Origin of the sequence: Arthrobacter sp. NQ4 (assembly GCF_029077345.1) — a bacterium.
In the GTDB taxonomy this organism is placed as follows: Bacteria; Actinomycetota; Actinomycetes; order Actinomycetales; family Micrococcaceae; genus Arthrobacter.
Genome location: NZ_JARETC010000012.1, coordinates 96,261 through 120,011 on the forward strand (window position 1 = coordinate 96,261; position 23,751 = coordinate 120,011).

The following is a 23,751-nucleotide window of genomic DNA, read 5'->3' on the forward strand; positions in this document are numbered from 1 at the left end:
CTTTCAGCTTCCCCGCAGGCTTGCGCCCTAGGATGGGCGGGTGAAAGAACGGGTACTTCCAACGCACGACGGCGGCAGGCTGGCTTTGTACAGCTACGGCACCGATGATGCCCCGGGCGAAAAGCGGGTGCTGGTGATCGGCGGCGCGTTCCTCACGGCCCTGATTTACCGGCCGTTCTCCATTGCGCTGGCGAACGGCCTGGGCGACGGCTGGGCTGTTGACGTCTACGACCGGCGGGGCCGCGGCAACTCGTCCGGACAGCCCGCGGACTACTCCATGGCCACCGAAATCCAGGATGTCCGCACTGTGCTCACAGCCACCGGCGCCCGGAATATCCTGGGCCACAGCCTGGGTGGCTCGGTGGCACTGAACGCCGTCCAGGAGTTCACCGGGACCGGGTTCGTCCCGGACAAGCTCGCCGTGTACGACGCGGCGGTGAACATCGACGGCAGCATCGACACCGCATGGCTGGACGGATTCGAGGAAGCCGTGAACAACGGCAGGGTGGGTCACGCGCTGGCGCACATGAAGAAGGCCACCAGCCCGGGTTCAGCCATGGCCAGGATTCCGGAACCGGTCCTGGCCGGCCTGATGGCGGTGTTGTCGCGGACCAAGGTCAACAGGATGTTCCAGCAGGTCATGCCCAGCGGTGTGGGAGAGCTCAGGGCCGCGTACGACGAAAAGGACCACGCCAGGGACTTCAGCGTGCTGCCCGCCGGAACCCACTTCATGGCAGGCGGAAAGAGTCCCAGCTATTACAGGGTGACGGCGGAACGGCTCCACGCCGCTGTGCCGGGGAGCACCTACCAGCTGTCCCCCAAGTGCTTCCACGGCTCCATACCAGCGGCCGTGAAGGAACTGGTGACGGACATCTCGGCATACTTCAAGGACGAAGGTCCGGACGGGAAGCCCCGCCCGGACACTCCTGACGCTATCCCCGTTCGCCGCGGCTGAACCCGGCGAGCGCAGCCTCGCCGAGGTCCCGCCATACCGTCCGCGGCGCCGGCGCCACGCTGCGGTCGGCCAGCCAGTCGCCCCAGGCGGTGATGTCCTCCCCGCGTTCGGCGGCAACGGCGTCGCAGGCGAACCCGACTGCGGTGGACCCGTCGGCGAGCTGAATGGAACCGAGCAACATGGGTTCGGGGAGGTCCGCCAGGAACGTCCCCAGGGCGGCCGGGGACAGCAGCCACCGCTCCCCCACCAGTTCGGCGCCGTCGTCGGACCGGTAGACGCCCGGCTTGCGCGGCACTGTATCCAGCGCCACCATCCGGTATCGTGCAGCCGTCTGGACCGGGCCGTCCCAGAATGCGCCGCGCTCCTCCAGCTGCTGCGCCAGCGGCTGCCCCTTGCGGTGCGCGCCGACCACCACCAGCGGCACCGCCGTTGCCCCCGCAGCCATTGGCCAGGGAACGGACGATGACGGCTGGCTGGCTCCTGCGATTGCCTCCGGTCGTGCACCGCCCGGCACCGCCGCGGCGGCGAAGAGCGCAGGCGGGGCGGGGGTGGCTTCGATGCGGCGGGCGATGTCCGCGGCCACGGCGTCATCGAAGGCCCGGCCCACCACGGTGAGCCCGAACTGGGCGCCGTCCACCTCCCCGGCAGGAACTGCCACTGCACACAGGTCAAACAGGTTGCAGAAGTTGGTATAGGTGCCCATCAGGGAGTTCACGCCCACCGGATCCGCTGCCACTTCGGCAAGCGTCGGGTGGAACGGCGCCGTCGGGATGAGCAGGGCGTCGAAGCCCTTCAGCCGCGCCATGGCCCTGGATTTCAGTTCCTGCAGCCGGGCGGTATCGGCCACGTACTGGTGGGCGGGCACTGTGCCGGCCGCCCGGATGATGCGCCCCACCGTGGGATCGATCCCCGCATGGCTTTCCGCGCCGGCGTCGTGCTCCTCAAGGAAGCTGCCCACGGCGGCGTGGCGTTCGGCAACCAGGCCGCCGTCGTACAGCAGCCGTGCCGCCTGGAGGAAGTCGTCGAATTCGATGGGTGCTGTTTCCACACCGGAGGCCGTGAGCCGGTCGATGTGCCGCCCAAACTCGGCTGCCCAGGCCGGCGGAAGGGCCGGCAGGGTGGCCGGATACGCGACGCGGGGCCGTGACGGCGCGGCCAGCCGGACGTCCGTGGGCCAGGCGCGGGAGTTGCCGGCCATGACGCCCATGGCGAGTTCAGCGGTGGACAGGTCCCGGGCGAAGATGGTGACGGCGTCCCAGGACCGGCAGGCGGGAACCACGCCGGCCGTGGAAACGACGTCCAGGGTGGCTTTGATCCCCACAATGCCCTGCAACCCGGCAGGGACGCGGCCGGAGCCGGCGGTGTCAGTACCGATGGCGATGTCCACCAGTCCCAGTGCCACCGCCACCGCGGACCCGGAACTGGACCCGCCGGAGATGTGGTCCGGGCGGCGGGAATCGCGCACGGCGCCGTGAGGGCTCCGCGTGCCGACCAGCCCGGTGGCGAACTGGTCCAGGTTGGTGGCACCCAGGACCAGCGCCCCCGCGGAGCGGAGGCGGGCCACGGCTTCGGCGTCCTTGTCCGGGATGTAAGCGAACCCGGGGCACGCTGCCGTGGTGGGGATGCCTGCCACGTCCACGTTGTTCTTGACGGCGAGCAGCAGGCCGGCCAGCGGGAGGTCTGCGCCGCCGGCCACTGCGGCGTCGATGGATGCTGCCTCGGCCAGGAGATCGTCCCCGCCGCGGAGCGTGATCCAGATTTCGGGCCGGTCCGCTGCTTCGATGGCGGCGAGCGCTGCCTTGACGCGCCGGGTGGTGTTGCCGGTGGCTGTGGTGCTCATACTGCTGCCTCTTCCAGTTCCAGAGTTTCCAGCGCTGCAGGCTCAGCGGGGGCGCCCAGGACCACCACTGCCTCGCCGGCCACCACCTGCGAGCCCGCGGCGGGCAGGACGCGGAGCACCACACCGTCGCAGGGCGCCTCGAGGACGGTTTCCATTTTCATGGCCTCCAGGGACACCAGCGGCTGGCCTTTGACCACGTGGTCCCCGGCCGCAACGTCCACCTTCCAGACGCTGGCGGCGAAGGGTGCGGAGACCAGTGCGCCGTCGTCGGGAACCACCACGTCATCCGTTGAAGGGGCCACGACGGCGGCCAGCGCCTCCGCGCGGTCGAACTCGCCGGCGTCGGCCCACGCCTGGCGTTCCACCGCGAAGGCGGCACCCTGCTTTTCCCGGAACAGCTCGATCGAGTCACGGTTTTCGGCCAGGAACGCCTCATGCTCGGCCAGGGAGAAGGTTCCCTCCTCGATCTCCACGCCACGGCCGCGTCCGGCTGCCATGTCGGCGCGCAGGTCCAGGAGTTCCTCCGGGCTGACGGGGTACCAGGAGATCCGGTCAAAGAAGCGGAGCAGCCACGGGGATCCCGGCTCGAACGGGGCGGAATCCGCGTAGCGCGACCACACCTGGGTGGTGCGACCCACGAACTGGTAACCGCCGGGGCCTTCCATGCCGTAGATGCACATGTAGGCGCCGCCGATGCCCACGGCGTTCTCCGGCGTCCAGGTGCGGGCAGGGTTGTACTTGGTGGTGACCAGCCGGTGCCGCGGGTCCAGCGGGGTGGCCACCGGCGCTCCGAGGTACACGTCGCCGAGGCCGAGGACCAGGTACTCGGCGTTGAAGACGGTGTCGAAGACGTCGTTGACCGAGTCCAGGCCGTTGATGCGGCGGATGAACTCGATGTTCCAGGGGCACCAGGGGGCGTCGTCGCGGACGCCTGCCATGTAGCGTTCGATCGCTTCCCGGGTTGCTGGATCGTCCCAGGACAGCGGCAGCCGGACCGTGCGGCTGGGCACCACCAGTTCGGAGCTGGCGGGCAGGGCTGCCTCGACCTCCTGGACCAGGTCCAGCAGCCGGGCGGTGGACAGGACGGACGGGTCCACCTTGATCTGCAGTGACCGGATGCCGGGAGTGAGGTCCACGATGCCAGGCACCCGGAGCTGTTCAATGTGCTGGTGCAGGGCGTGGACCCGGGCGCGCAGCCCGAGGTCCAGCACCATCTCGCCGTATTCCACCAGCAGGTTGTCGTCTCCTGACCGGCGGTAGGTGACCGCGGGCCGGCCGGAACCTTCCGGCACCGTGCCAAGCACGCCGTCGTCGCCATCCCCGCGGACGGGGCGGCCGGGGCGGCCGGAGCGGCCGGCCACCTGAGCGACCGGGGACGGGTTCGCCGACCAATCGGCATCCCCCGGGAGGACCAGCTGGCGGCCCGGACCCAGGTCCTTGGCCGACGGCGCCTGGCCGGCTTTGATGGGCACGAACCGGACCTTGTCTCCGGGCCGGAGCTGGCCGAGCTTCCAGCGTTCGGCCGTCACCACGGTCACGGGGCAGACGAAGCCGCCAAGGCTCGGGCCGTCCGGGCCGAGCAGGATCGGGGTGTCGCCGGTGAAGTCCAGGGCCCCCACGGAGTAGGCGGTGTCGTGGATGTTGGACGGGTGCAGGCCTGCCTCGCCGCCATCGGTCCGGGCCCAGCGGGGCTTGGGGCCAATGAGCCGGACGCCGGTGCGGGCGGAGTTGAAGTGCACCTCGTATTCGGCGGCGTACAGTTCCTCGATGTCTTCGCGCTGGAAGAACTCGGGGGCGCCGTGCGGGCCTTCGGCCACGGCCAGTTCCCAGGTGGAGTTAAGGGCAGGGCGGCTGTCCAGGGGCACCGCAGTGCCGGGGGCTTGTTCGACGGCGGACTTCACCGCGCGGAGGACGTCGCCGCCGCGCAGGACCCGCCCGGCGTGGCCGCCGAACTGCCCGAGCGTAAAGGTGGAGGCGCTGCCCAGGTACTGCGGGATATCCAGGCCGCCCTGGAACAGGATGTAGCCCCGCAGGCCGTTCCCGGTGGCCGTGCCGGCGTCGAGCGTTCCACCTGCCGGAACGACGACGGGCGTCCAGGCGGGCACCTCCGCGCCGTCAACCGCCACCGTGACGTCCGCCCCGGTGACGCAGACGGTGGTGGAGTGCGTGAAGGTCAGGCTGGGACCGGTCATGGTGAACTCCAGGCCCGGCGCGCCCTCCGGGTTGCCCAGGGCGGTGTTGCCCAGGCGGAAGGACAGGTCATCCATGGGGCCGCTGGGCGGGACACCGATCTGCCAAAGGCCGGTGCGGCCGGGCCAGTCCTGCACGCTGGTCTGCAGGCCGGGGCGGTTCACGGTGATGCGCGGTTCCGGATCTCCCACGGAGTCCAGGGTGCTGGTGGAGTGCTGCACGCTGCGGACCACATCCAGGCCGCCCACGGCACGGAGCATGCCCAGATTGGTCTCGATGCCGTCGATCCGGGTGTTTTCCAGGGCTGCGGCCAGGCGGTCAAAGGCCTCCGTGCGGCTGGCACCGGAGGTGATGATCTTGCCCAGGAGGGGATCGTAGTTGGTGGAGACTTCCGTGCCGGTTTCCACCCAGGCGTCCACCCGGGCTTCCCCCGCCGCGGGGTAGGCGGCGTTGGTAACGGTTCCGGCGCTGGGCTGGAACCCACGGGCCGGGTCCTCGGCGTAGAGGCGGGCTTCCACGGCGTGGCCGGTGACGGGCAGTGCCTCCGGCACGTTCTCCAGCACCGCGTGCCCTGCGCTCCCGCCCTGCGCCAGGCGGAGCATCCACTCCACCAGGTCAACGCCGGTGACGGCCTCGGTCACGGGGTGCTCCACCTGGAGGCGGGCGTTGACTTCCAGGAAGGAGGCTTCCCGGCGGGCGGAGTCGTAGACGAACTCGACTGTGCCCGCGGAGCGGTACTTAAGGGAGGCGCAGAGCGCCCGTGAGGTGCGGTGCAGTTCCGCGCGGAGGTCTTCGGGCAGGTCCGGGGCCGGAGCTTCCTCAAGGACCTTCTGGTGGCGGCGCTGCAGCGAGCAGTCACGGTCGCCCAGGCTCACCACCCGGCCTTCGCCGTCGCCAAAGACCTGGACCTCGATGTGCCGTGCGTTCTCCACGTACCGCTCGGCGAAGACCCCGGCGGTTCCGAAGCTGGCGCCGGCCAGGCGGGCCACGCGGGGAAAGCTTTCGGCGAGTTCCGCCTCGGAGCGGCACACCGTCATGCCGATGCCGCCGCCACCGCCGGTGGCCTTGAGCATCAGCGGGAACCCGATCGTCCTGCCGGCTTCGACGGCGGCATCCACGTCCTCCAGCAGCCCGGAACCGGCGATCATCGGCACCCCGGCCGCCCGGGCGGCGTCGCGCGCGGTGTGCTTGGTGCCGAAGATGCGCAGCTGCTCCGGGGTGGGGCCAACAAAGACCAGGCCCGCGGCTTCCACCGCTTCGGCGAAGGCTGCGTCCTCAGACAGGAAGCCGTAGCCGGGGTGGATGGCGCCGGCACCGGTGGCCTTGGCGGCGTCCAGGATCGCATCGACCCGGAGGTAGGACTCCTTGGCCGGGGCGGGCCCCAGGAGCACGGCTTCGTCGGCGAGCCGGACGTGCTTGGCGCCGCGGTCCGCCTCGGAGAAGACGGCCACGGTGCGCAGTCCCAGCTTCTTCGCGGATTCGATGATGCGGCAGGCGATTTCGCCGCGGTTGGCAACCAGCAGGGTGTCGAAGGTGTTCAGGTGGTTGTTCACAGTGCAGCCTCCGGCCGGGTGACGATCATGCGGACGGGGGTGGGGTTGAAGCCGTTGCAGGGGTTGTTGACCTGCGGGCAGTTGGAGACCAGCACCAGGGTGTCCACTTCCGCCCGCAGCGCCACGCGCTTGCCGGGGGCGGACAGGCCGTCCACAATGCCCAGGGCGCCGTCCGGGTCCACCGGGACGTTCATGAACCAGTTGATGTTGGAGACGAGGTCGCGTTTGCCGAGGCTCCAGCGGAAACCCTCGATCAGGAAGTTCTCCACGCAGGCGTGCTGTTCGCGGGTGTGCTGGCCGTACCGGAGGGTGTTGGATTCCTGCGAGCAGGCACCGCCGATGGTGTCGTGCACGCCCACTTCGTCCGCCACGACGGTCATCAGGGGCGCACCGGTGTCCGCCCTCAGGACGGAACCGGTGGTGAGGATGATCGACTGCTGCGCGGCGATGGTTGCCGGAGCCGAGTAGCGGACAGTGGTGTCTGCCGCGGCGTACAGGAGGCAGTCCACGGCCTGGTTGCCTTCCAGGTCCACGATGGTGAGGACGTCACCGGCGGCCACCACGGCGGACCAGGGTCCGCGGGCTTCGACGAATTCATCCAGGATCACGGTGCCGGCAGCGAGCGCGGTTTCCGCGGCGTCGGGGCGGGTGCTTGTAACGGTGTTCATCGGGCGTCCCTTGCGGTGAGGTCGTGTTCGGTGTTGCGGAGGGCCTGCAGGTGTTCCGGGCTGAGCGGTCCGGCGAGGCGTCCCGCTTCGAGTTCCGCGAGGTCCTGCGGGGCGTGCCAGGCGGTGATGTCCACGGCGGTTCCGGTGAAGTCACGGCGGGGATCCAGCGGGTGCGCGGTGTTGGCGAGGACCAGCACGGCGTCCATCTGGAGGAGAAGCTCGACGGCGGCGCCCGGTCCGGTGCTCCCGGTGAAGGTGATGCTTCCGGCCGGGTCAACGGTGATGCCCTTGAAGAGCGAGAGCGACGGCGCCACGTCGCGGGTGCCCAGGCCGTTCTTGAGGGCGCCCAGGGTGAGCAGTTCGCGGGCGGCCGGTGAGGCGCTGTGGACGGTCCCGGCGCCGTACCTGGCAGTGTTGCCTGCCAGGGTGGTGGCCCCGGTGAGGGCATCGTGCCGGCTGGAGGTGTCCGCCACGATGGTGGCCATCAGGCGGCCTGCGTCGGACAGCAGCGGGTGGCCGGTGGCGGGGTAGGCCTGCCACGGGACCTTGACGGTGTCGGCAATGTTAAGGCGTTCGTGCAGGGCGCCGGTCCGGTAGAGCAGGGTATGGACGCACGCATCGCCGGCAGTGTCCGTGATCCGGATCCGGGTGCCCCGGGCCAGCGCCATGGTGGTGTAGCGGCCAAAGGCGAGGGACTCTGCCCACGTGGGGGACGCGCCGTCGGGCATTCCTGCCAGCAGGTGCTGCGGCGCGGAGGCTGCCGGGACGAAGCGCATGGTGTCCACGGTCTTGCCGTGCTGTTCCCTGGCGTGGGTGCGGGCGCCGGCGGTGGTGGCGGTACCGGTTGTTGGCGTTTCAATGGTCTGTGTCATGTCAGTCCTGGATGTCGTGGAAGTTTTGGGAAGGGCGGGGTGGCCCGTCAGGCCTTGATTGCCGCATTCCGGCGCCGGACCCAGAGGCCCAGGAGCAGGACGGCCGCGACCATGAGCGGCGCGGACCAGAGGAGGAGCCCGTTTTCGCCGGAGGGGTCGTACACCTCGGGCCGCGGCCAGGCGAGGTTGACCACCATGACTGCGCCGTAGAGCACTGCGAGGATGTTGACCGGCAGGCCCCAGCGGCCCAGTGAGAAGAGGCCCGCGGGCATGGCCTGTCCCACCCGGTCCCAGTCGCCGCGGAGGCGGTTGGCCAGCTGCGGGACGGTGACCAGGAGGTAAGCGAGGTAGACCATCACGATGCAGACGCTGCAGAGGGTGGTGAACAGCGCCGCGTTGCCTACGTTGATGGCCAGCACCGCGACGGCCAGGGCACCGATCACGATCGAGGGCCACATGGGGGTGCCGCGGGTGGGGTGCACGGAGGAAAGGAGTCGCGACGCCGGGAGCTTGCCGTCGCGGGCCATGGAGAACACCAGGCGGGAACCCGCAGTCTGGATCGCCAGGGTGCAGACGAAGATGGCGATGGCCACATCCACCAGCAGGACCTTGCCCCAGAAGGTGCCCAGGACGGCGGTGAGCACGTAGGGCAGGCCTTCGGTGGCGAGGCGGCCATCGTCCAGGCTGGGGGCTGCCATCAGTGCGGTGATGATCATCAGTGCACCCCCGACGCCGGAGATGAGAAGGGCGGAGAGGATGGTCCGTGGGGCGGTGCGGCGCGGGTCCTTGGTTTCTTCTGAGAGCTCACCGGCGGAGTTGAAGCCCACCATGACGTAGGCGGCCATGAGTCCTGAAACCAGGAAGGCTCCCACCGCGCCCAGGTCGGATCCCTGCAGCACGCTGGTGTCCGCAACCACGTCCGGTCCGCGCTGGGCGGCGCTGATGAGGGCCAGGATCACGGCCGCGACGCCGACGATCTCGCAGGTGACGCCAACGGAGTTCACGTGTGCCATGAGCCTCACGCCCAGGGAGTTGATGATGGTGGTGGCCACCAGGAGGACCGCGCCCAGGACCACGGCGTTCGAAGCCCCGGTCACGGTGTTGAGTGCCGGGTCCCCGCCCACCACCTGGAAGCCGTCCCAGAGCTGGGGCAGCACTACCTGCAGGGCGATCGCGGCTGCGGCGGCGGTGACCACCTGCGCGATGGCCATGAACCAGCCGGCGAACCAGCCGACGCCTTCTCCCCCGACGCGCCGTGCCCACTGGTAGACGGCGCCGGACAGTGGGTAGCGGGCGGCGAGTTCGGCGAAGTTCAGGGCCACCAGCAGCTGGCCCACCAGGACAACCGGCCAGGTCCAGAAGAACGCCGGGCCGGCAAAGGAGTAGCCGAAGGCGAAGAGCTGGAAGATGGTGGTGAGGATGGAGACGAAGGAAAACCCGGCGGCAAAGGAAGCGTAACGGCCGAGCTTTCGGTGGAGGGTGGGCTGGTAGCCAAGGGACGTCAGGTCTGCATCGTCCTGGTGGACGGTGGGGAGGACGGTTGATGTCATCGGGAATCTCCGGGGCTGGAAAGGAATCTGGGGGGGCAAAGCCTCCCGGCACCGCAGCGCTCGGCCGAAGGCTGCTGATTACCGGTCAATTGATAGTTTTCCAGCGGGATGTCCCCAAACAGTTTCGCCTCTGTAAAAGGCGGATAGACATCTTGTTTCGACCAGATTTCCGTCCCCTCACCGGCTCCATTCGGCATCTCAGCCCTGGCCGGTGCAGCGCCCGGTGGTGCAAGAATGAAGCGGTGACTTCAGCCGGACCGGGACGCCCCCGCCACCAGCAACCCTCCCGGCCAGGTGCCACCGCCCGCGAGGAAATACTCGACGCCGCGGCAGAGCTCTTCACCACGCAAGGATTCGCCAGCACCTCCACCCGGTCCATTGCGGACGCCGTGGGAATCCGGCAGTCGTCCCTCTACCACCACTTCAAAACCAAGGACGACATCCTTGAGGACCTGCTGGAGGGGACGGTGTCCGGCGGCCTAACGTTCGCGCGCGCAGTGGCGGCGCTCCCTGCCGGGACCCCGCAAACCGAAGGCCTGGCCGGGAGCCGGCTGCACGCCGTCGCACTTTATGACGGCACCCAGCTGTGCACTGCCCGGTGGAACCTTGGCGTCCTCTACCACCTGCCGGAGGTGCGGAGCACGCGCTTTGCCCGGTTCCTGAACGACCGGCAGGAACTCCGGCACCTGTACGGAGAGCTGGGCGGTGGCTTGTCAGCCACCGCGGCGGGACCCGACGGCGGCGACTTCACCTTCCGCCTGGTGGAATCCCTGATCTACCTCCGGGCGGACGGGGCAGTGGGGCCGGACTCGCCCCTGCAGGCGGCCGACGCCGGCCTGATCCTCTGCGGGCTGGGCCGGGAGCTGCCGGCCATCCGTGCGGCGAGCCGGTCCCTCATTGACCGGCTGGCCTGAGCCGACGCTCTCCAGGATGCCTGCAACCACTTGCTCGGCTAGGCTCAGAGCATGACGCGAGAGAACATCAGGACCCCCGACGGCGGAACGATTGAGCTCTTCTCCACCGGCGCGGAACTGGCGTCGGCCGGGTCCGGTGTGGTGGTGGTGCCGCCCTCCATGGTGACGGCCGCGGACTACACCAAGTTCGCCCAAAAGCTGAGCGCCGCCCTGGGCCGGCCGGTCCACACGTTCAACCGGCGTGGCCGCGGATCATCGTCGCCGCAGCCCGAGGACTACACGCTGGACGTGGACATCCGCGACCTGGACACGGTCATGAAGCACACCTCCAGCACGGACGTCTTTGGACACAGCTTCGGCGGAGCGGTTGCCCTGCACGCCGCGCGGACCCTGCCCGTGGAACGGCTCGCCGTCTACGATCCCGCAGTCTCCGTGAACGGCAGCGTCACCGCCGACTGGATCGTGGAATATGAGCGTGCCATCGCCGCCAAGGATGACGACCGCGCCCTCGCCGTGATCCAGCGCGGCCTGGAAGCCGGCGGTGCATTTTCTTCGCGCATGCCGCTGTCCATGCTGACCCTGGCCAACAAGCTGACCGCGGGCACCACCGAAGGCAAGCAGCAGCGCGAACTGATGCGCACCGGCGTCCGCGAAATCAAAGCCATCATCGCCGCCGACATGCCTGCCGAGCCATTCCAGGCACTCCCCCTGGAGACGCTGATCGTGGTGGGCGAAAAGAGCCCGGCCTACTTCGGCATCGCCTGCGGCCAGATCCACGACGTCCTCTCCGGCTCCAGCTACACCATCCTGCCCGGCTTCGGCCACGACGGCGCCATCAAGGCCCCGGACAAGCTGATCAAGGAACTGAGCGACTTCTTCGCCGGCTAGTGTCCTGCGCCGTGGCCCGGGCCGGCACCTTCGGTCTTGCGCATCATCGCGGACAGTACGACGGCGGCAAAGGCTATGACGGTTGCCGTCATGAAGGCGGCACTCATCCCTGCTACGAGTCCCGACGCCGCACTCACCACAGCGAAGATGGACACCAGCAGGGCCGTGCCCGCCGCACCGGCCACCTGCTGCGTGGTGCTCATGATCGCTGAGCCGTGGGAGTAGAGGTGCGGCGGCAGCGGGTTCAAGCCCGTGGTGAAGGCTGGGGTGAACAGCAGCGCCAGGCCGAAACTCAGCGCCACGTGCAGGGTGATGATCCACCAAACCGCTGTGCCGGCGTCGAGCATTGAAAACTGCCAAAGGGCCACCACCATCAGGATGGAGCCGGTGACGGTGAGCGGAAGCGGGCCTACCCTGTCGAACGCGCGGCCGATGACAGGGCCCAGCAGCCCCATGGCCAGGCCGCCGGGAAGCAGCGCCAGGCCGGTCTCGAGCGACCCCAGGCCGCGGACTTCCTGCAGGTAGAGCGGGAGCAGGATGACGCCGCCGAACAGCGCCATCATGGCCACCACCATCAGCAGGACCGAGACGGTGAACATCCGGAAGTTGAACGCGCGAAGATCCAGCAGCGGCGCGGCGGCCTTCTGGAGCCGGACCTGGCGCAGGACGAAGACCGTGAGCGCTGCGACGCCGATGACAAGGGCCGCGATGGCACCGGCACCCGGGCCAGCCTGGCCGCCGTGGCCGCCGCCGATCTGGCTGAGCCCGTAGACCAGGCCGCCGAAAGCGGGAACGGTGAGGACAACGGACAGGACGTCGAGCTTGCCCTTCTCCACCTCGCCCACGTTGGTGAGGTATTTGGCGCCGATGGCCAGCGCTGCGAGGGCCACGGGCAGGACGAAGACGAACATGAAGCGCCAGGTGAAATGCTCAAGGATCAGCCCGGAGACGGTGGGGCCCATGGCCGGTGCCACCGAGATGGCAATGCTCACGTTGCCCATGACGGCGCCGCGCTTTGCCAGCGGGACCAGGGTGAGGATGGTGGTCATCAGCAGCGGCAGCATGATGGCGGTGCCGCCGGCCTGGACGATCCGTGCCAGGAGCAGGACCTCGAACCCCGGGGCCACCGCGGCCAGTGCTGTTCCGCCCGCGAACAGGCCCATGGCCAGCATGAAGACGGCACGCGTGGAGAGGCGCTGGAGGATGAAGCCGGTGGTGGGGATGACCACGGCCATGGTGAGCATGAATCCGGTGGACAGCCATTGAACAGTGGGGGCGTCCACCCGGAGGTCCACCATGAGCCGCTGCAGGGCAACATTCATGATGGTCTCGTTGAGGATCACCACGAACGTCGCCACCAGCAGCGTGCTGATGATGGTCACGGACTCCCGGGACATCTTCTCCGGGGCAGCGGGCAGGGTTCCTTGGCGGATTCCTTCGCCGGGTCCTTGGTCAGGGGCGGGCTGTCCGCTGGCGTTCGGAGAGACTTCGGTAGACATGGGTGTTCCCTCAGGGGTGTTTTAAGAGTGATGCGCGGTCGGCGCCGCTGCAGATTCCAACACTCTACCCGCTGGAGTAATTCCTCCGCATGGGTACTTTTTACCCCTGAGGGAACATTAGGGCTTTGCTTTAGGCGGTCTGCCCTGCGTGCTGGCCTTCGGAGATTTCTTCCACCAGCTTGTTGTTGAACGCCGGGAGGTCATCAGGGTTCCGGCTGGTCACCAGGCCCTGGTCAACCACCACTTCCTGGTCCGTCCAGTTGGCGCCCGCGTTCTTCAGGTCGGTTTCCAGCGTGAAGTAGGACGTGACATTCCGGCCCCGGATGACTCCGGCCTCGATGAGCAGCCACGGTCCATGGCAGATCGATGCCACGGGCTTGTGCTGTTCGAAGAAGTTCCGCGTGAAGCTCTGGGCGTCCTTGTCGACGCGGAGGTGGTCTGCGTTCACCACGCCACCCGGGAGTACCAGCGCGTCGAAGTCCGAGGCGTTCGCCTCCGCGACCGTCAGGTCGACGTCGAAGGTATCGCCCTTCTCCGTGCCGTTGTAGCCCTGCAGCTTGCCGCTCTTCGGCGCCACCAGGGTGGGCTCGCCGCCGGCGTCCTTCACTGCCTGCCAGGGACTGGTGAGCTCTACCTGCTCCACTCCGTCAGTCAGCAGGAATGCGACCTTCTTGCCTGCGATGCTGTGCTCTGACATTGTTCCTCCTCATCCTTGCGGTTGCGCGCTTTTGGCACGCGGGGGTCCCGCTTGAGAGTTGATTGCCTGACCACTCCAGCCTAGGAAATGGGAAAGTAATAAGCAAGCTGACTATCCATCTTGCGTGCTCTCACGAGTGCGCCGCGCAAGCTCCTTTGCGCGGCGGGTATTTGGGGTGCGCCGGGGATTTTGCGCCCTGGAATTGCGTACGACGGCGGCAGGCAGCTTGCGCGGCCGAGGCACCTTGGACGGCCGGTGGCGTTTGGACGTGACGATTGGGCCTCCGGCAGCTCCCGACCGGTGGCCAGTGATGGGCGATGCCACGTCAGAATGTCAGTGGGTCGCTGGATGATATGGGTATGGGAATCGGGACAGGCGGGGCAGCGGTTGTGGAGGGACTTGAATCCTCCATGGCTGCCTTCCGCAGGCTGATTCAGGAAGACACCGCCCTTGCATCCGGTGCCTGCGTTGGCACTGACGTGGATGTGCTGCAGCGGCGGTACGAACTCCGCCTGAAACGGCTGGAGGTCGTGAAGCGGCTGGAAGGCCAGCTCGCCGCGGTCAAGGCCCGCGACGTTGCCGACGCCGTCGAGATCCAGCACGCACTGCTGGCCCCGGACGCCCCAGTGCATGAGCGGACCTATGCGGAGATGTCGGCCGTGGAGGAGATCGCCGGGGTGCTGACCATCAGCTCCGCGGCAGCAGGGGCGTTGGTGGAGCACTCACGCCGGATCTGCTCCCTGCCGCTGGTGTTCGAAGCCTTGGCCACCGGGGACATGTCGTGGCAGCACGCCCGCATCGTTGCGGACGAAACCGAGAGCGTCGACTGGACTGGTGCTGCTGCGCTGGTGGCGCATTTCTTCGACCCGGCTGCACCCCAGCCCGCCCGCGGCGTCGCCCCCGGCGAGCTTGTCCCGTCCCGGTTCCGGGCGAAGGTGCGTGGTTGGCGGGAACGCCACCATCCGGAATCGATCGAGAAGCGCCATGTCAAGGGTGTGGCTGACCGGCGGATGGAATACACCCCGGACAAGGACGGTATGGCCTGGGTCTCCCTCTACCTCCCCGGGGACACCGCCTGCGCCATCTGGAACCGGACCACCGCCACCGCCCGTGGCTTCCAGGGCCCCGACGAACCCCGCACCCTTACCCAACTCCGCCCCGACATCGCCGCATCTCTGCTTCTCGGAGCCGGGCAGGCTACGGGTGAACGTTCCACTGGCACCACCGCAGGGACCAGCACCCCGGCGGGCGGTACCGCGATCGGGAAGGTCCCTGCGCCGCGGGCCGATGTCCTGGTCACCGTGCCCGTGTTCGCCCTCCTCGGAGCCACCGACGAACCCGCCTTACTGGATGGTTTCGGCCCGATCCCGGCGTCCATGGCACGGAAACTTGTCGCCGACGGGGCGGACTCCTTCTACCGGGTCCTCATCGACCCACGCGACGGCGCACCACTGGAAATCGGCCGGAAAAACTACCGGCTCACCGAAACCATCAAACGCTGGATCAGGATGCGCGACACCAAATGCACCTTCCCCGGCTGCACCAACCGCACCCCCGACAACGAAACCGACCACCTACAAGCCTGGCAACACGGCGGCACCACCGGAACCAGTAACTTGGCCCAACTCTGCCCCAAACACCACCGGCTCAAACACCACAGCCAATGGACACCGGACCCGGCCAACAAGAATGAACCACCCGGCTGGACCTCACCAACAGGCAGGCACTACAACCCAGAACACCAGGATGCCGAACCAACCCACTGGCCACGAGGAAACTGGTCAGCATTGCTCCAATGGGCCGCGCCCGCCCTCTGCCAATGCCTGGAGGCCAGCCTCAATAACCTTCCGCAGTGGGAACCCGACGACGACAGATACGTGGACCTCAACGACCTGCCGGCCGACGATCCCCTCTGGGCCGAATTCCTCGCCACGCCATTCGCCCTTTTCCCGGAGGCCATTGGTGCCCGGCCGTAGGCGGCCATGGACAGTTCCGAGGCCACTTCTGAAGCCCGTCCTGCAACGCCAGCCGCTACGCCCTGTGGTGCTCGATCAGCCAGGCAGCCATCTGCTGGGCACGCTTCCCGGCGTCCAGGTCACCGCCGGTGGCCGAGATGATGGAGCCCTTCATCAGGATCTGCCAGGAACGCGCGAACCCGTCAGGGTCCACAAGCCCGGCTTCTTCGGCCAGGGCCTGCACGTGGCTCCGAAGTTTTGCCAGGTAGTTGATGCTGGCCTGCCCCAGGGGGTGGGACGGTCCCATCTCCAGCAGGACCTGGGTGAAGGTGCTCCCTTCGAAGTCATCGCGCCGGAACCATTCCCCCAGGACGTCGAAGATCGCCAGCAGACGCTCCTCCGGTGTCTGTCCCCGGCCGCGGGCCTGGGCCACTATTGCTTCAACAGTCCACAGTTTGTCCCGCTGCTCCAGGAAGGCCAGGACCAACGAATCCTTTGACGGGAAATGCCGGTAGAAGGTGGCCTTGGCCACCCCTGACCGCTCGATGAGCTCATTGACACCCACGTCGCGGATTCCCCTGCGCGAAAACAGCTCGTAGGCCACCGAGAGGATCCGCTCCACGGAATTGGCGTTGCCCTCCCCCGACGAGGCCGGGGAAGACGCATCGGATATCGGGACCTTCGCCTCTGTGCTCATGAGACTTGGAGTCTACTGCAGGGGAGACAGACTGGTCTTGCCCGCTGTAGTGTTTCTCCTACGCAGTTCTTTAGAACACCGCAAGGCGCCCCCAAGGGTCCGCCGGTTTGGAGCAAGGAGGCCCCAATGTCAGCAGAGCGGATGTTCCAAAGTGTCCCGTCGGATCCCGATCCCTGGATGTCCAGTGATACGCCCGAAGAGGTCAGGCAGTTCGCCATCGAGTCGCTCCGGTGGCAGGCGCAGGAAATCATCGATGAACTGCTTGGCGGCCAGGATCCCAATGAAGAACTCGTCCGGGCCCGCCTTCGCCGCTGCGTCGCCAGGAACCCGGGCCGGCCTGAACGCGCGCTGCTCGAACAGCTCATGATCAACCGGGACCACTCAGGCCTGTAACGGGCACGGTATGCGCCGGGCCGGCGTGGCAGCTGTGAAGGCAGCTACGAACTCAGCGGAATGTTGTCGATCAGGCGCACCGGGCCCACCTTGGCCGCGATGAGCGCCAGGCCCTCGCCGCGGAAGGGTGTTTCCCGGCAGTTCTCGGCCAGCGGTTCAAGGGTGCCCGGGTCCACTACGTCAAAGTAGTCCAGCGAGACGAGGGGCTGGGATTCCACCATCGCCAGCGCGGAGTCGAGGTCCAGCGCCTCATGGGCGTTCGCCCTTTCCTCCAGCAGCCGCAGGGCCCTGGACAGGACCAGCGCGGCGTCCCGCTCGGCATCGGACAGGAAGCGGTTCCGGCTGGACAGCGCCAGCCCGTCCGTTGCGCGCACCGTTGGCACGCCCACGATCTCCACCGGGAAGTTCAGGTCGGAAACCATCCGCCGGACCAGGGCCAGCTGCTGGGCGTCCTTTTGCCCGAAGTAGGCCCGGTACGCAGGCAGGCTGCCGCCGGCAGAACCCGCAGGGCCGGCGGGAAGACCGGCCGCGGGCATGCCGTAGTGCAGCAGTTTGGCCACCACAGTGAGTGCCCCGTCAAAGTGGCCGGGCCGCGAGGCGCCCTCCCACTTATCCCCCAGGCGGCCCGAAGTGATCCGCACCAGGGGTTCGCCGCCGGGATAGACCTCCTCCACGGAGGGCGCGAACGCGAGGTCAACGCCCTGCTCCTCGAGCAGGGCGAGGTCCGCGTCGAGTGTCCGCGGGTAGCGGTCCAGGTCAACGGCATCGCCGAACTGCAGGGGGTTGACGAAGATGCTGACCACCACCACATCGTTCTGCTCGACGGCGGTGCGCGCCAGCGTTGCATGGCCTTCGTGGAGGGCGCCCATGGTGGGCACAAGCCCCTGGGAGACACCCTGTTTCGCGCCGAGCAATCGGGCGCTTTCGGCTTTCAGGCCGGCCACGGTGGTGACGAGTTGGATGGGCATTCAGTCTTCCTTCGGATCGAGGGCCTCGCGCAGCCCCTTCAGCTGGTCGGGTTTCAGCAGGCCGCGCCCTTCAGCGCGCAGGGCAGTGGCGCGGGCCATCGCAAGGTAGGCCTCAAGCACGTCCCCATGCCCACCGCCGTCGAACTCCCGCAACGCCTCGGCGTGCGCACGCACGGTGCCCACGTCACCGCGGGCCACCGGCCCGGTCAGCGCAGACTCCCCCGAGGCCAGCGCGTTTTCCAGGGTGGCGCGCAGCAGCGGCCCCAGCATGCGCTCGGGCGACTCCACTCCCACCTCGCGCAGGAGCTGCGACGCCTGTGCCACCAAGGTGACCAGGTGGTTGGAACCATGGGCCAGGGCCGCGTGGTAGAGCGTCCGGTCCGCCTCGGCGATGGCCACAGGCTCCGCCCCCATCTCCACCACCAGCGCCTGCGCGATGGGGAGCATGGCGGCATCGGCCGTCACGCCGAAGGTGCAGTCCAGCAGCCGGGTGAGGTCCAGGCTCATGCCCGTGAACGTCATGGCCGGGTGCAGCGCCAGCGGCACGGCGCCGGCAGCACGGACCGGATGCAGCACGCCCACGCCGAACCGGCCCGAGGTATGTGCCACAAGCTGCCCCGGCTGCCAGGCGCCGAGCTTCGCCAGCCCCTCCACCAAATCCGGCAGCGCGTCGTCGGGCACCGCCAGCAGCACCAGTTCGGCACGTTCCACGATGTCCTGCACCTCAAGGATGGGCACCCCGGGAAGCAGTGCCTCGGCCCGGTCCCGGCTGGCGTCGGAGACGGCTGACACTCCCACGACGGCGTGCTCGGCTCCGCGCAGGGCCGCGCCGAGCACGGCGCCCACCTTGCCGGCGCCGATGATTCCGACGCCGAGGCGTCCGGGCTTAGCCATGCGTCTGGCCTTCCTGTTGGTAATGGGTGCGGGCTTCAATGGCTGGAGCCCCAGGGTACGGCGCTCCGGGAACCGGTGTGCCCGGCACGGGCGCAGGTTCCACTGCCGGAACAACCTGCCGCAACCATTGTTCGGTGGTTTGCCGCTTCCTGGCCAGCCGGGCCCGCGCAGACTGCTCGTCGAAGAGTTGCCTGGCCTCGTCCAGCCCCGCCTGGGTAAGCCGCGGGGCAACGGGACCGGCCGTCGTATGCAGGACCAGGTCGGCCACCCGGAACCGGCGCGCCACGGGCCCCTGGTGGATCGCCAGTGACTGCGTGCGTTGATGGGGCACCAGCACAAGGTCCCGCCACCAGCGTCCGGAGCGGATCAGCAGTGCCGTGTCCGTGGCGGCAAACCCGTTCCGCCGCCAGCCCAGGGGCGCCAGCAGCCGGGCCCGCCGGGGCGTGGTGGTGAACCCGCCGTCGGAATCCCTGCCGGTAAGCCCCGCGGCGAACACCTCCGCAGGGCGATCCGTTCCCGGGTCCGGCAGGACGAGCGAGAGCATGGCAAGGACGTCGGCGAACTTGCCCACCGGCAGGAGGATGGTCCTGGTGTTGCCTTCGACGGCGTTGCCGGACGTCCCGTAGCCGGCAACGTTCACCTGCATCCGGTACCAGCCGAACGGACGCCACAGCGGAGGCTGGGCAATCTTCACGGCCTGGATCCGACCCGGCGGAAGTGTCTGCGCCTGGGTGTCCAGCAGCCCGTACCGCAGCCGGATGCCGTCCGGTGAGACGGCGGCGGTGAAGTTGTAGCCCTTGTTGAAGAAGTTCCAGTAGCTGGCGGCAAGGCCCAGCGCTGCGGGTACCAGGTAGAAGTAGAAAGCGCGGTTGTCCGTCAGCGCGGACAGGACCACGGAAGCGAAACCGCCCACCACAATGAAGAAACTTTGCTCGCTCAACAGGAGCGATCCGACAAGGCGCGACGGCGGCACGCTGAGTACCTGGATTTCGGGCGCCTCAGGTGCGGGCGGGGCAAAGGACTCCGCCGACGGGCTGCCGGGACCTGGAAGCGCCGCGGCGCCGGCCGCCGGGCCCGCCCCGAAACCTGCCTCAGCCCCGGAGGCCCGTGCCAGGATGGTGGCGCGCAGTTGGCGGGCGTCGTCGATCCTGAGGTACGCCAGGCGCACGGCGGATTCGCCGGCGTCGGCAACTTCAAACTTGAGTTCGGCCAGGCCAAAGATGCGGGCCAGCAGTGGCTGCACGATGTCAATGGCCTGCACCCGGTCCAGGCGTGCCTGCCGGTGCTGGCGGAAGAGGAGGCCGGTGTTGACCCGGACATAGCCGCCGGAGACCTGGTACTTGGTGAAATACCAGGTCAGGACGAACCCCAGGACTGCCACGGCCAGCACCGCGGCACCGCCGCCCAGGAGCCACGGTGCACGGCGGGCGAACCCGTCCTCGAACACGGGCTGGCCCTGGAGTGTCCGCTCAAACAGGTCGCGGCCGAAGAAGAACGTGATGGCGGCCAGTGCAACCCAGCCACGGACAAAAGGTGAGGCGGGATGCACACGCAGCCATTCGCCGTCGGGCGTTCCCGTGGCTTCCGGGCCGGTGCCGGCAGGCGGCAGCGCCGGACCGGGCAGCTGGCCGTCAGTGGTCACAGTCCTGCCAGCCTGGCTTCGCCGCGGGCGGCCAGCTGTTCACGGAGCCGGGCGCCTTCAGCCGCCGGGAGGCCGGGGATGCGCGCATTGGTGCCGGGGGACGCTGTGTGGAGCTTGACGGTACACAGGCCCATGCCCCGCTCCACAGGTCCCACGGCGATGTCCACATACTGCATGCGTCCGTACGGGACGGCCATGGTGCGCTGGAAGAAGATGCCGCTCCTGACCAGGAGGTCCTCGTCCCGCTCCGCGTAGCCGATGGCCCGGACCTGCCGCGGGATGAGGACCAGCCGCCATAAGGCAAGCAGCAGGGTGGCGGCCGGAACGGTGATGGCCAGCCACAGCGGCGGCCACCGCCACCATCCCAGGAGGACGAACACCAGCGGCGCGGACAGGACCAGTATGGCGGCGATGTTGGCCAGGGCCCATTCCACCAGGCGGACGGTGACGTATTTCGGTGACACCCGCTGCCAGTCGATCCCCGGCGGGTCAATCGCCTCGGTACGCATACTCGCCTTCCCCTGCGGCTTCCCCGCGGGCAGGCCGGCCCTTCTTCCCGTCAACGCTGTTGGTGTCGCCGTCTTCCGGCGGGATCCTGCAGAACCGCTCCACGACGAGCCCCACCACGATCATCACCAGGCCGCCGCCCGCCATGGCCAGGGCAAGCCAGGTGATGCCTTGGTCGCTGCGCAGGCTCCAGATGCGCAGCTGGTCCAGGAAGATTCCCACATGCCATCCCAGGAGCACCGTTCCGGCGTAGGCGCACGCCTGCGCCAGGATCAGGGTCCGGGCGGCCAGGAGGGGATCCAGCTGCGTCTTCTTCGCCTTGCTGTTGGGCTGGTGGCTGTTCCGCCACCTCAGGATCCGGATACCCAGGATCAGGGTGATGATGACGATGACGCCCATCGTGGCCAGCGCGGTGGCAGGCAGGACAGGCGTGGCCATGCTGTACCGGCTGGTGACAACCGTGGCCGACCAGCCCGCGATGGCAAGGATGACGCAGATCAGCAGCAGGCGCAGCGGGTTGATGGGCTTCATCTCTCCTCCACCGCTCCCGCCGTCGGCATCCCGTCAAATTCCCCGAACCCGTCGAACGGGGCAAGATCCTTGAAATCGTCCGCCTGGACTGCCAGGGTGCTGATCCGTTCGCCGTTCAGCGTGGCGGCGGGTTCGATGAGCGACCACGGGTAGAGGACGAAAGCGCGTGACGCCGCCCGGGGGTGGGGGATGGTCAGGGCGGGGTCGTCACTGCGGAGCTCGCCGTAGGTGATGATGTCGACGTCGAGCGTCCGCGGCCCCCAGCGGACCTCACGGACGCGGAGGTGCTTGTTTTCCACGGCCTGGCAATGTTCCAGCAGTTCGCCAGGGGTGAGGCTGGTTTCCACGGTGATGACCATGTTCAGGAAGTCCGGCTGGCCGGCAGGGCCGCCCACGGCCTTGGTCTGGACTATGGGCGAGACGGCGAGCAGCCGTACTTCCGGCGGATCCACCAGGTCCGCCACAGCCTCGGTCAGGGTCTCGTTGCGTTCACCAAGGTTGCTGCCCAGGGCCAGCACGGCCTTGGTGTAGATCCCGTTCATGCCTGCGCACCGGACAGCGCAGGGGCGGCGGGAACCCGCTCGCGGTGGACCGTGACGGCCACGTCACCGAAGGGGACCTCGATGGGGGCCTGCGGTTTATGGACGGTGATGTCCACGGCCTGGAGCGTGAATTCGGCCAGGAGGCTGTCGGCGATCCGCACGGCGAGTGCCTCAATGAGGTTCAGGGGCTCCCCGGTGATCCACTCGGTAATACGCTGCGCCACCTCACCGTAGTGGGCGGTGTCCCGGACGTCGTCGGACTGCGCCGCTTCGGTGAAGTCCAGGTAGAGCACGGCGTCCACAACAAAGGGCTGGCCCTCCCGGCGTTCAAAATCGAAGACACCGTGGTGGCCGACGGCGGTCACTCCGGTCAGCGTAATCCTGTCCATGGGTCCCCCGGCCCTATTGCGTTTTGTGTACGGCTTGTGTTGTGGGTGCCGCCATGCGCGCAGCCACCTTGACCGCGTCAAGGCTGGAACCGACGTCATGTACGCGGACGGCCCAGGCCCCGCGGTAGGCGCTGATCGCTGTGATTGCGGCCGTGGCACTGTCCCGCTCGTCAGGAGCGGCGGACTTCCCGGCCACGGTGAGCAGGGTGCCGAGGAAGCGCTTGCGGGAAGCAGCCACCAGGACCCTATGGCCCAGGCTGTCCAGCTGGTCCAGGTTCTGCAGCAGTTCCCAGTTCTGGGCGTCGTTCTTCGCGAACCCCAGGCCCGGATCGATGATGATCTGTTCCCTGCTGACACCGGCTGCGTAGAGCTTGTCCCGTACTCCTGCCAGTTCCGCCACCACTTCCCCGGCCACATCCGTGTATTCGGCGAGCGAGTTCATGGTCCGGGCGTCGCCGCGGCGGTGCGTGAGGACATAGGGTGCCTTGGAGGCCGCCACAAGCTCCACCATCTCCGGTTCGATGGTCAGCCCGGAGACGTCATTGATGATGGCCGCGCCCGCCTTCAAGGCAGCGGCTGCGGTGGAGGCGTGCGTGGTGTCGATGCTGACCAGCGCGCCGGCCTTCACCAGTGCTTCGATCACGGGCAGGACGCGGCGCTGCTCTTCGTCCGGCGTGACGTCGTCGGCTCCGGGCCGGGTGGACTCGCCCCCGACGTCGATGATGTCCGCACCCGCGTAGAACATCCGCAGGCCTGCCGCGATGGCGGTGTCCGCCGTCGCGTGCTTGCCGCCGTCGCTGAATGAATCCGGGGTGACGTTCAGGATGCCCATGACCAGGGTGCGGCCGGTGGGGAGGTCCTCAAAGCGGGCAGCCGGGCGGGGCTTGCGCAGGATGGGCAGCGGGGACGTAGCGGGCCCCGTTCCAGGGGCTGCAGCGAGTGAATCCATGGTGTGTGGTTACCTTCCGAGGATGAGGCTCATGGCTTCGGCACGGGTGGCCGGGTCATGAAGCTGCCCGCGGACCGCACTGGTGACGGTCTTCGCTCCGGGCTTGCGGATGCCGCGCATGGACATGCACATGTGCTCGCATTCGACGACGACGATCGCACCGCGGGGTTTGAGGTGCTGCACCATCGCTTCGACAATTTCGGTAGTCAGCCGCTCCTGTACCTGGGGGCGGCGGGCGTAGATGTCCACCAGCCGGGCCAGCTTGCTCAGCCCGGTCACCTTGCCGTCGTGCGAGGGGATGTAGCCAACGTGGGCCACCCCGTGGAACGGCACCAGGTGGTGCTCGCACGTGGAGTAGAAGGGGATGTCCTTGACCAGGACCAGTTCCTCGTGGTCCAGGTCGAAGGTGGTGGACAGGACGTCCGCAGGATCATGGTGCAATCCGGCGAACACCTCGGCGTACGCCTTCGCAACCCTTTTCGGGGTGTCCACGAGGCCGCCGCGGTCCGGGTCCTCGCCGATGGCAAGGAGGATCTCGCGGACGGCCGCCTCAATCCGTGGCCGGTCCACCTTTTCGCTCTTGGAGTGGTGGGAACCGTCCTCCGCCGGGTAGGCGGCGGAGGCGGAAACGTCGTCGTCGTCGAAGGAAGTCACAAGG

22 protein-coding genes are annotated in these 23,751 nt (G+C 68.2%); 5 read left to right on the forward strand and 17 right to left on the reverse strand.

Features of this window, described 5'->3' with window-relative positions:
• Positions 1–40 precede the first annotated feature (40 nt).
• Entirely contained in the window at positions 41–955 is a 915-nt protein-coding gene (locus tag PUN51_RS17570) for an alpha/beta fold hydrolase (RefSeq protein ID WP_275181940.1), read from the forward strand.
• Here PUN51_RS17570 and atzF read toward each other — a convergent pair.
• The 5 genes from atzF to PUN51_RS17595 are packed head-to-tail and all read right to left on the reverse strand — an operon-like array spanning position 933 to position 9,628.
• Entirely contained in the window at positions 933–2,795 is a 1,863-nt protein-coding gene (gene atzF / locus PUN51_RS17575; protein WP_275181941.1) for an allophanate hydrolase, read from the reverse strand. The genes PUN51_RS17570 and atzF overlap by 23 nt on opposite strands.
• The gene (gene uca / locus PUN51_RS17580) at positions 2,792–6,526 is read right to left on the reverse strand and encodes an urea carboxylase (protein WP_275181958.1); all 3,735 of its coding nucleotides are present in this window, start codon (positions 6,524–6,526) and stop codon (positions 2,792–2,794) included. The genes atzF and uca overlap by 4 nt, the downstream gene beginning before the upstream one ends.
• Before the next feature lie 8 nt (positions 6,527–6,534).
• Positions 6,535–7,206, reverse strand: a complete 672-nt coding sequence (locus PUN51_RS17585; RefSeq protein WP_224024249.1) for an urea amidolyase associated protein UAAP2 — start codon at positions 7,204–7,206, stop codon at positions 6,535–6,537.
• Positions 7,203–8,078 (reverse strand): urea amidolyase associated protein UAAP1, encoded by an 876-nt coding sequence (locus tag PUN51_RS17590; protein WP_275181942.1) that lies wholly within the window; start codon positions 8,076–8,078, stop codon positions 7,203–7,205. The genes PUN51_RS17585 and PUN51_RS17590 overlap by 4 nt, the downstream gene beginning before the upstream one ends.
• A gap of 47 nt (positions 8,079–8,125) precedes the next feature.
• Positions 8,126–9,628: an amino acid permease gene (locus PUN51_RS17595; protein ID WP_275181943.1), complete on the reverse strand. Its 1,503-nt coding sequence runs from the start codon at positions 9,626–9,628 to the stop codon at positions 8,126–8,128.
• 242 nt (positions 9,629–9,870) lie between these two features.
• On the opposite strand from PUN51_RS17595, the gene PUN51_RS17600 reads away from it, so the two are divergent.
• Together PUN51_RS17600 and PUN51_RS17605 are read left to right on the forward strand one after the other, a co-directional pair.
• Positions 9,871–10,542 (forward strand): TetR/AcrR family transcriptional regulator, encoded by a 672-nt coding sequence (locus PUN51_RS17600; RefSeq protein ID WP_275181944.1) that lies wholly within the window; start codon positions 9,871–9,873, stop codon positions 10,540–10,542.
• Between the two features lie 51 nt (positions 10,543–10,593).
• A complete protein-coding gene (locus PUN51_RS17605; protein WP_159634334.1) occupies positions 10,594–11,430 on the forward strand; it encodes an alpha/beta fold hydrolase in 837 nt (278 codons plus the stop codon).
• Here the strand turns inward: PUN51_RS17605 and PUN51_RS17610 are convergent.
• Both PUN51_RS17610 and PUN51_RS17615 read right to left on the reverse strand, forming a co-directional pair.
• Positions 11,427–12,929, reverse strand: coding sequence for an MDR family MFS transporter (locus PUN51_RS17610; protein ID WP_275181945.1), 1,503 nt, complete (start codon positions 12,927–12,929; stop codon positions 11,427–11,429). The two genes, PUN51_RS17605 and PUN51_RS17610, sit on opposite strands and share 4 nt — an antisense overlap.
• Positions 12,930–13,059: 130 nt before the next feature.
• Entirely contained in the window at positions 13,060–13,626 is a 567-nt protein-coding gene (locus PUN51_RS17615) for a type 1 glutamine amidotransferase domain-containing protein (protein WP_159634341.1), read from the reverse strand.
• 359 nt (positions 13,627–13,985) lie between these two features.
• Here PUN51_RS17615 and PUN51_RS17620 point away from each other — a divergent pair, with 359 nt between their 5' ends.
• Positions 13,986–15,602: an HNH endonuclease signature motif containing protein gene (locus PUN51_RS17620; protein WP_275181946.1), complete on the forward strand. Its 1,617-nt coding sequence runs from the start codon at positions 13,986–13,988 to the stop codon at positions 15,600–15,602.
• Between the two features lie 55 nt (positions 15,603–15,657).
• Here the strand turns inward: PUN51_RS17620 and PUN51_RS17625 are convergent, their stop codons facing one another.
• Positions 15,658–16,278, reverse strand: coding sequence for a TetR/AcrR family transcriptional regulator (locus PUN51_RS17625; protein ID WP_275181947.1), 621 nt, complete (start codon positions 16,276–16,278; stop codon positions 15,658–15,660).
• 126 nt (positions 16,279–16,404) lie between these two features.
• Between PUN51_RS17625 and PUN51_RS17630 the strand changes: the two genes are divergently transcribed.
• Entirely contained in the window at positions 16,405–16,671 is a 267-nt protein-coding gene (locus tag PUN51_RS17630) for a hypothetical protein (protein WP_275181948.1), read from the forward strand.
• Between the two features lie 44 nt (positions 16,672–16,715).
• Here PUN51_RS17630 and PUN51_RS17635 read toward each other — a convergent pair whose 3' ends face one another.
• From PUN51_RS17635 to folE, 9 genes are read right to left on the reverse strand one after another with little or no spacing between them, the layout of a single operon-like run.
• Positions 16,716–17,639, reverse strand: a complete 924-nt coding sequence (locus PUN51_RS17635) for a 4-phosphopantoate--beta-alanine ligase (RefSeq protein ID WP_275181949.1) — start codon at positions 17,637–17,639, stop codon at positions 16,716–16,718.
• On the reverse strand, positions 17,640–18,533 hold the full coding sequence (locus tag PUN51_RS17640) for a Rossmann-like and DUF2520 domain-containing protein (protein WP_275181950.1): 894 nt from the start codon (positions 18,531–18,533) through the stop codon (positions 17,640–17,642).
• The gene (locus PUN51_RS17645; protein ID WP_275181951.1) at positions 18,526–20,175 is read right to left on the reverse strand and encodes a PH domain-containing protein; all 1,650 of its coding nucleotides are present in this window, start codon (positions 20,173–20,175) and stop codon (positions 18,526–18,528) included. Before PUN51_RS17645 ends, PUN51_RS17640 begins: the two co-directional genes overlap by 8 nt.
• Positions 20,172–20,684 (reverse strand): PH domain-containing protein, encoded by a 513-nt coding sequence (locus PUN51_RS17650; RefSeq protein ID WP_275181952.1) that lies wholly within the window; start codon positions 20,682–20,684, stop codon positions 20,172–20,174. Before PUN51_RS17650 ends, PUN51_RS17645 begins: the two co-directional genes overlap by 4 nt.
• Complete coding sequence (locus PUN51_RS17655; RefSeq protein WP_224024230.1) at positions 20,665–21,213, reverse strand: DUF3180 domain-containing protein; 549 nt, start codon at positions 21,211–21,213, stop codon at positions 20,665–20,667. Before PUN51_RS17655 ends, PUN51_RS17650 begins: the two co-directional genes overlap by 20 nt.
• Positions 21,210–21,755 (reverse strand): 2-amino-4-hydroxy-6-hydroxymethyldihydropteridine diphosphokinase, encoded by a 546-nt coding sequence (gene folK, locus PUN51_RS17660; RefSeq protein ID WP_275181953.1) that lies wholly within the window; start codon positions 21,753–21,755, stop codon positions 21,210–21,212. Before folK ends, PUN51_RS17655 begins: the two co-directional genes overlap by 4 nt.
• Positions 21,752–22,144 carry a dihydroneopterin aldolase gene (gene folB, locus PUN51_RS17665; protein WP_275181954.1) on the reverse strand — a complete coding sequence of 131 codons (393 nt, stop codon included), beginning with the start codon at positions 22,142–22,144 and terminating at the stop codon, positions 21,752–21,754. The genes folK and folB overlap by 4 nt, the downstream gene beginning before the upstream one ends.
• Positions 22,145–22,157: 13 nt before the next feature.
• The gene (gene folP / locus PUN51_RS17670) at positions 22,158–23,093 is read right to left on the reverse strand and encodes a dihydropteroate synthase (RefSeq protein ID WP_275181955.1); all 936 of its coding nucleotides are present in this window, start codon (positions 23,091–23,093) and stop codon (positions 22,158–22,160) included.
• 9 nt (positions 23,094–23,102) lie between these two features.
• On the reverse strand, positions 23,103–23,747 hold the full coding sequence (gene folE / locus PUN51_RS17675) for a GTP cyclohydrolase I FolE (RefSeq protein WP_159634411.1): 645 nt from the start codon (positions 23,745–23,747) through the stop codon (positions 23,103–23,105).
• Positions 23,748–23,751: the final 4 nt, after the last annotated feature.

Excerpts from the sequence above, each read along its gene's own strand:
- PUN51_RS17620 (WP_275181946.1), top strand. The coding sequence starts at position 13,986 with ATGGGAATCGGGACAGGCGGGGCAGCGGTTGTGGAGGGACTTGAATCC.
- PUN51_RS17605 (WP_159634334.1), top strand. The coding sequence starts at position 10,594 with ATGACGCGAGAGAACATCAGGACCCCCGACGGCGGAACGATTGAGCTC.
- PUN51_RS17585 (WP_224024249.1), bottom strand. The coding sequence starts at position 7,206 with ATGAACACCGTTACAAGCACCCGCCCCGACGCCGCGGAAACCGCGCTC.
- PUN51_RS17595 (WP_275181943.1), bottom strand. The coding sequence starts at position 9,628 with ATGACATCAACCGTCCTCCCCACCGTCCACCAGGACGATGCAGACCTG.
- PUN51_RS17615 (WP_159634341.1), bottom strand. The coding sequence starts at position 13,626 with ATGTCAGAGCACAGCATCGCAGGCAAGAAGGTCGCATTCCTGCTGACT.
- PUN51_RS17635 (WP_275181949.1), bottom strand. The coding sequence starts at position 17,639 with ATGCCCATCCAACTCGTCACCACCGTGGCCGGCCTGAAAGCCGAAAGC.
- atzF (WP_275181941.1), bottom strand. The coding sequence starts at position 2,795 with ATGAGCACCACAGCCACCGGCAACACCACCCGGCGCGTCAAGGCAGCG.
- PUN51_RS17625 (WP_275181947.1), bottom strand. The coding sequence starts at position 16,278 with ATGAGCACAGAGGCGAAGGTCCCGATATCCGATGCGTCTTCCCCGGCC.
- PUN51_RS17630 (WP_275181948.1), top strand. The coding sequence starts at position 16,405 with ATGTCAGCAGAGCGGATGTTCCAAAGTGTCCCGTCGGATCCCGATCCC.
- folK (WP_275181953.1), bottom strand. The coding sequence starts at position 21,755 with ATGAACGGGATCTACACCAAGGCCGTGCTGGCCCTGGGCAGCAACCTT.
- folP (WP_275181955.1), bottom strand. The coding sequence starts at position 23,093 with ATGGATTCACTCGCTGCAGCCCCTGGAACGGGGCCCGCTACGTCCCCG.
- PUN51_RS17655 (WP_224024230.1), bottom strand. The coding sequence starts at position 21,213 with ATGAAGCCCATCAACCCGCTGCGCCTGCTGCTGATCTGCGTCATCCTT.
- folB (WP_275181954.1), bottom strand. The coding sequence starts at position 22,144 with ATGGACAGGATTACGCTGACCGGAGTGACCGCCGTCGGCCACCACGGT.
- PUN51_RS17610 (WP_275181945.1), bottom strand. The coding sequence starts at position 12,929 with ATGTCTACCGAAGTCTCTCCGAACGCCAGCGGACAGCCCGCCCCTGAC.
- PUN51_RS17640 (WP_275181950.1), bottom strand. The coding sequence starts at position 18,533 with ATGGCTAAGCCCGGACGCCTCGGCGTCGGAATCATCGGCGCCGGCAAG.
- PUN51_RS17650 (WP_275181952.1), bottom strand. The coding sequence starts at position 20,684 with ATGCGTACCGAGGCGATTGACCCGCCGGGGATCGACTGGCAGCGGGTG.
- PUN51_RS17590 (WP_275181942.1), bottom strand. The coding sequence starts at position 8,078 with ATGACACAGACCATTGAAACGCCAACAACCGGTACCGCCACCACCGCC.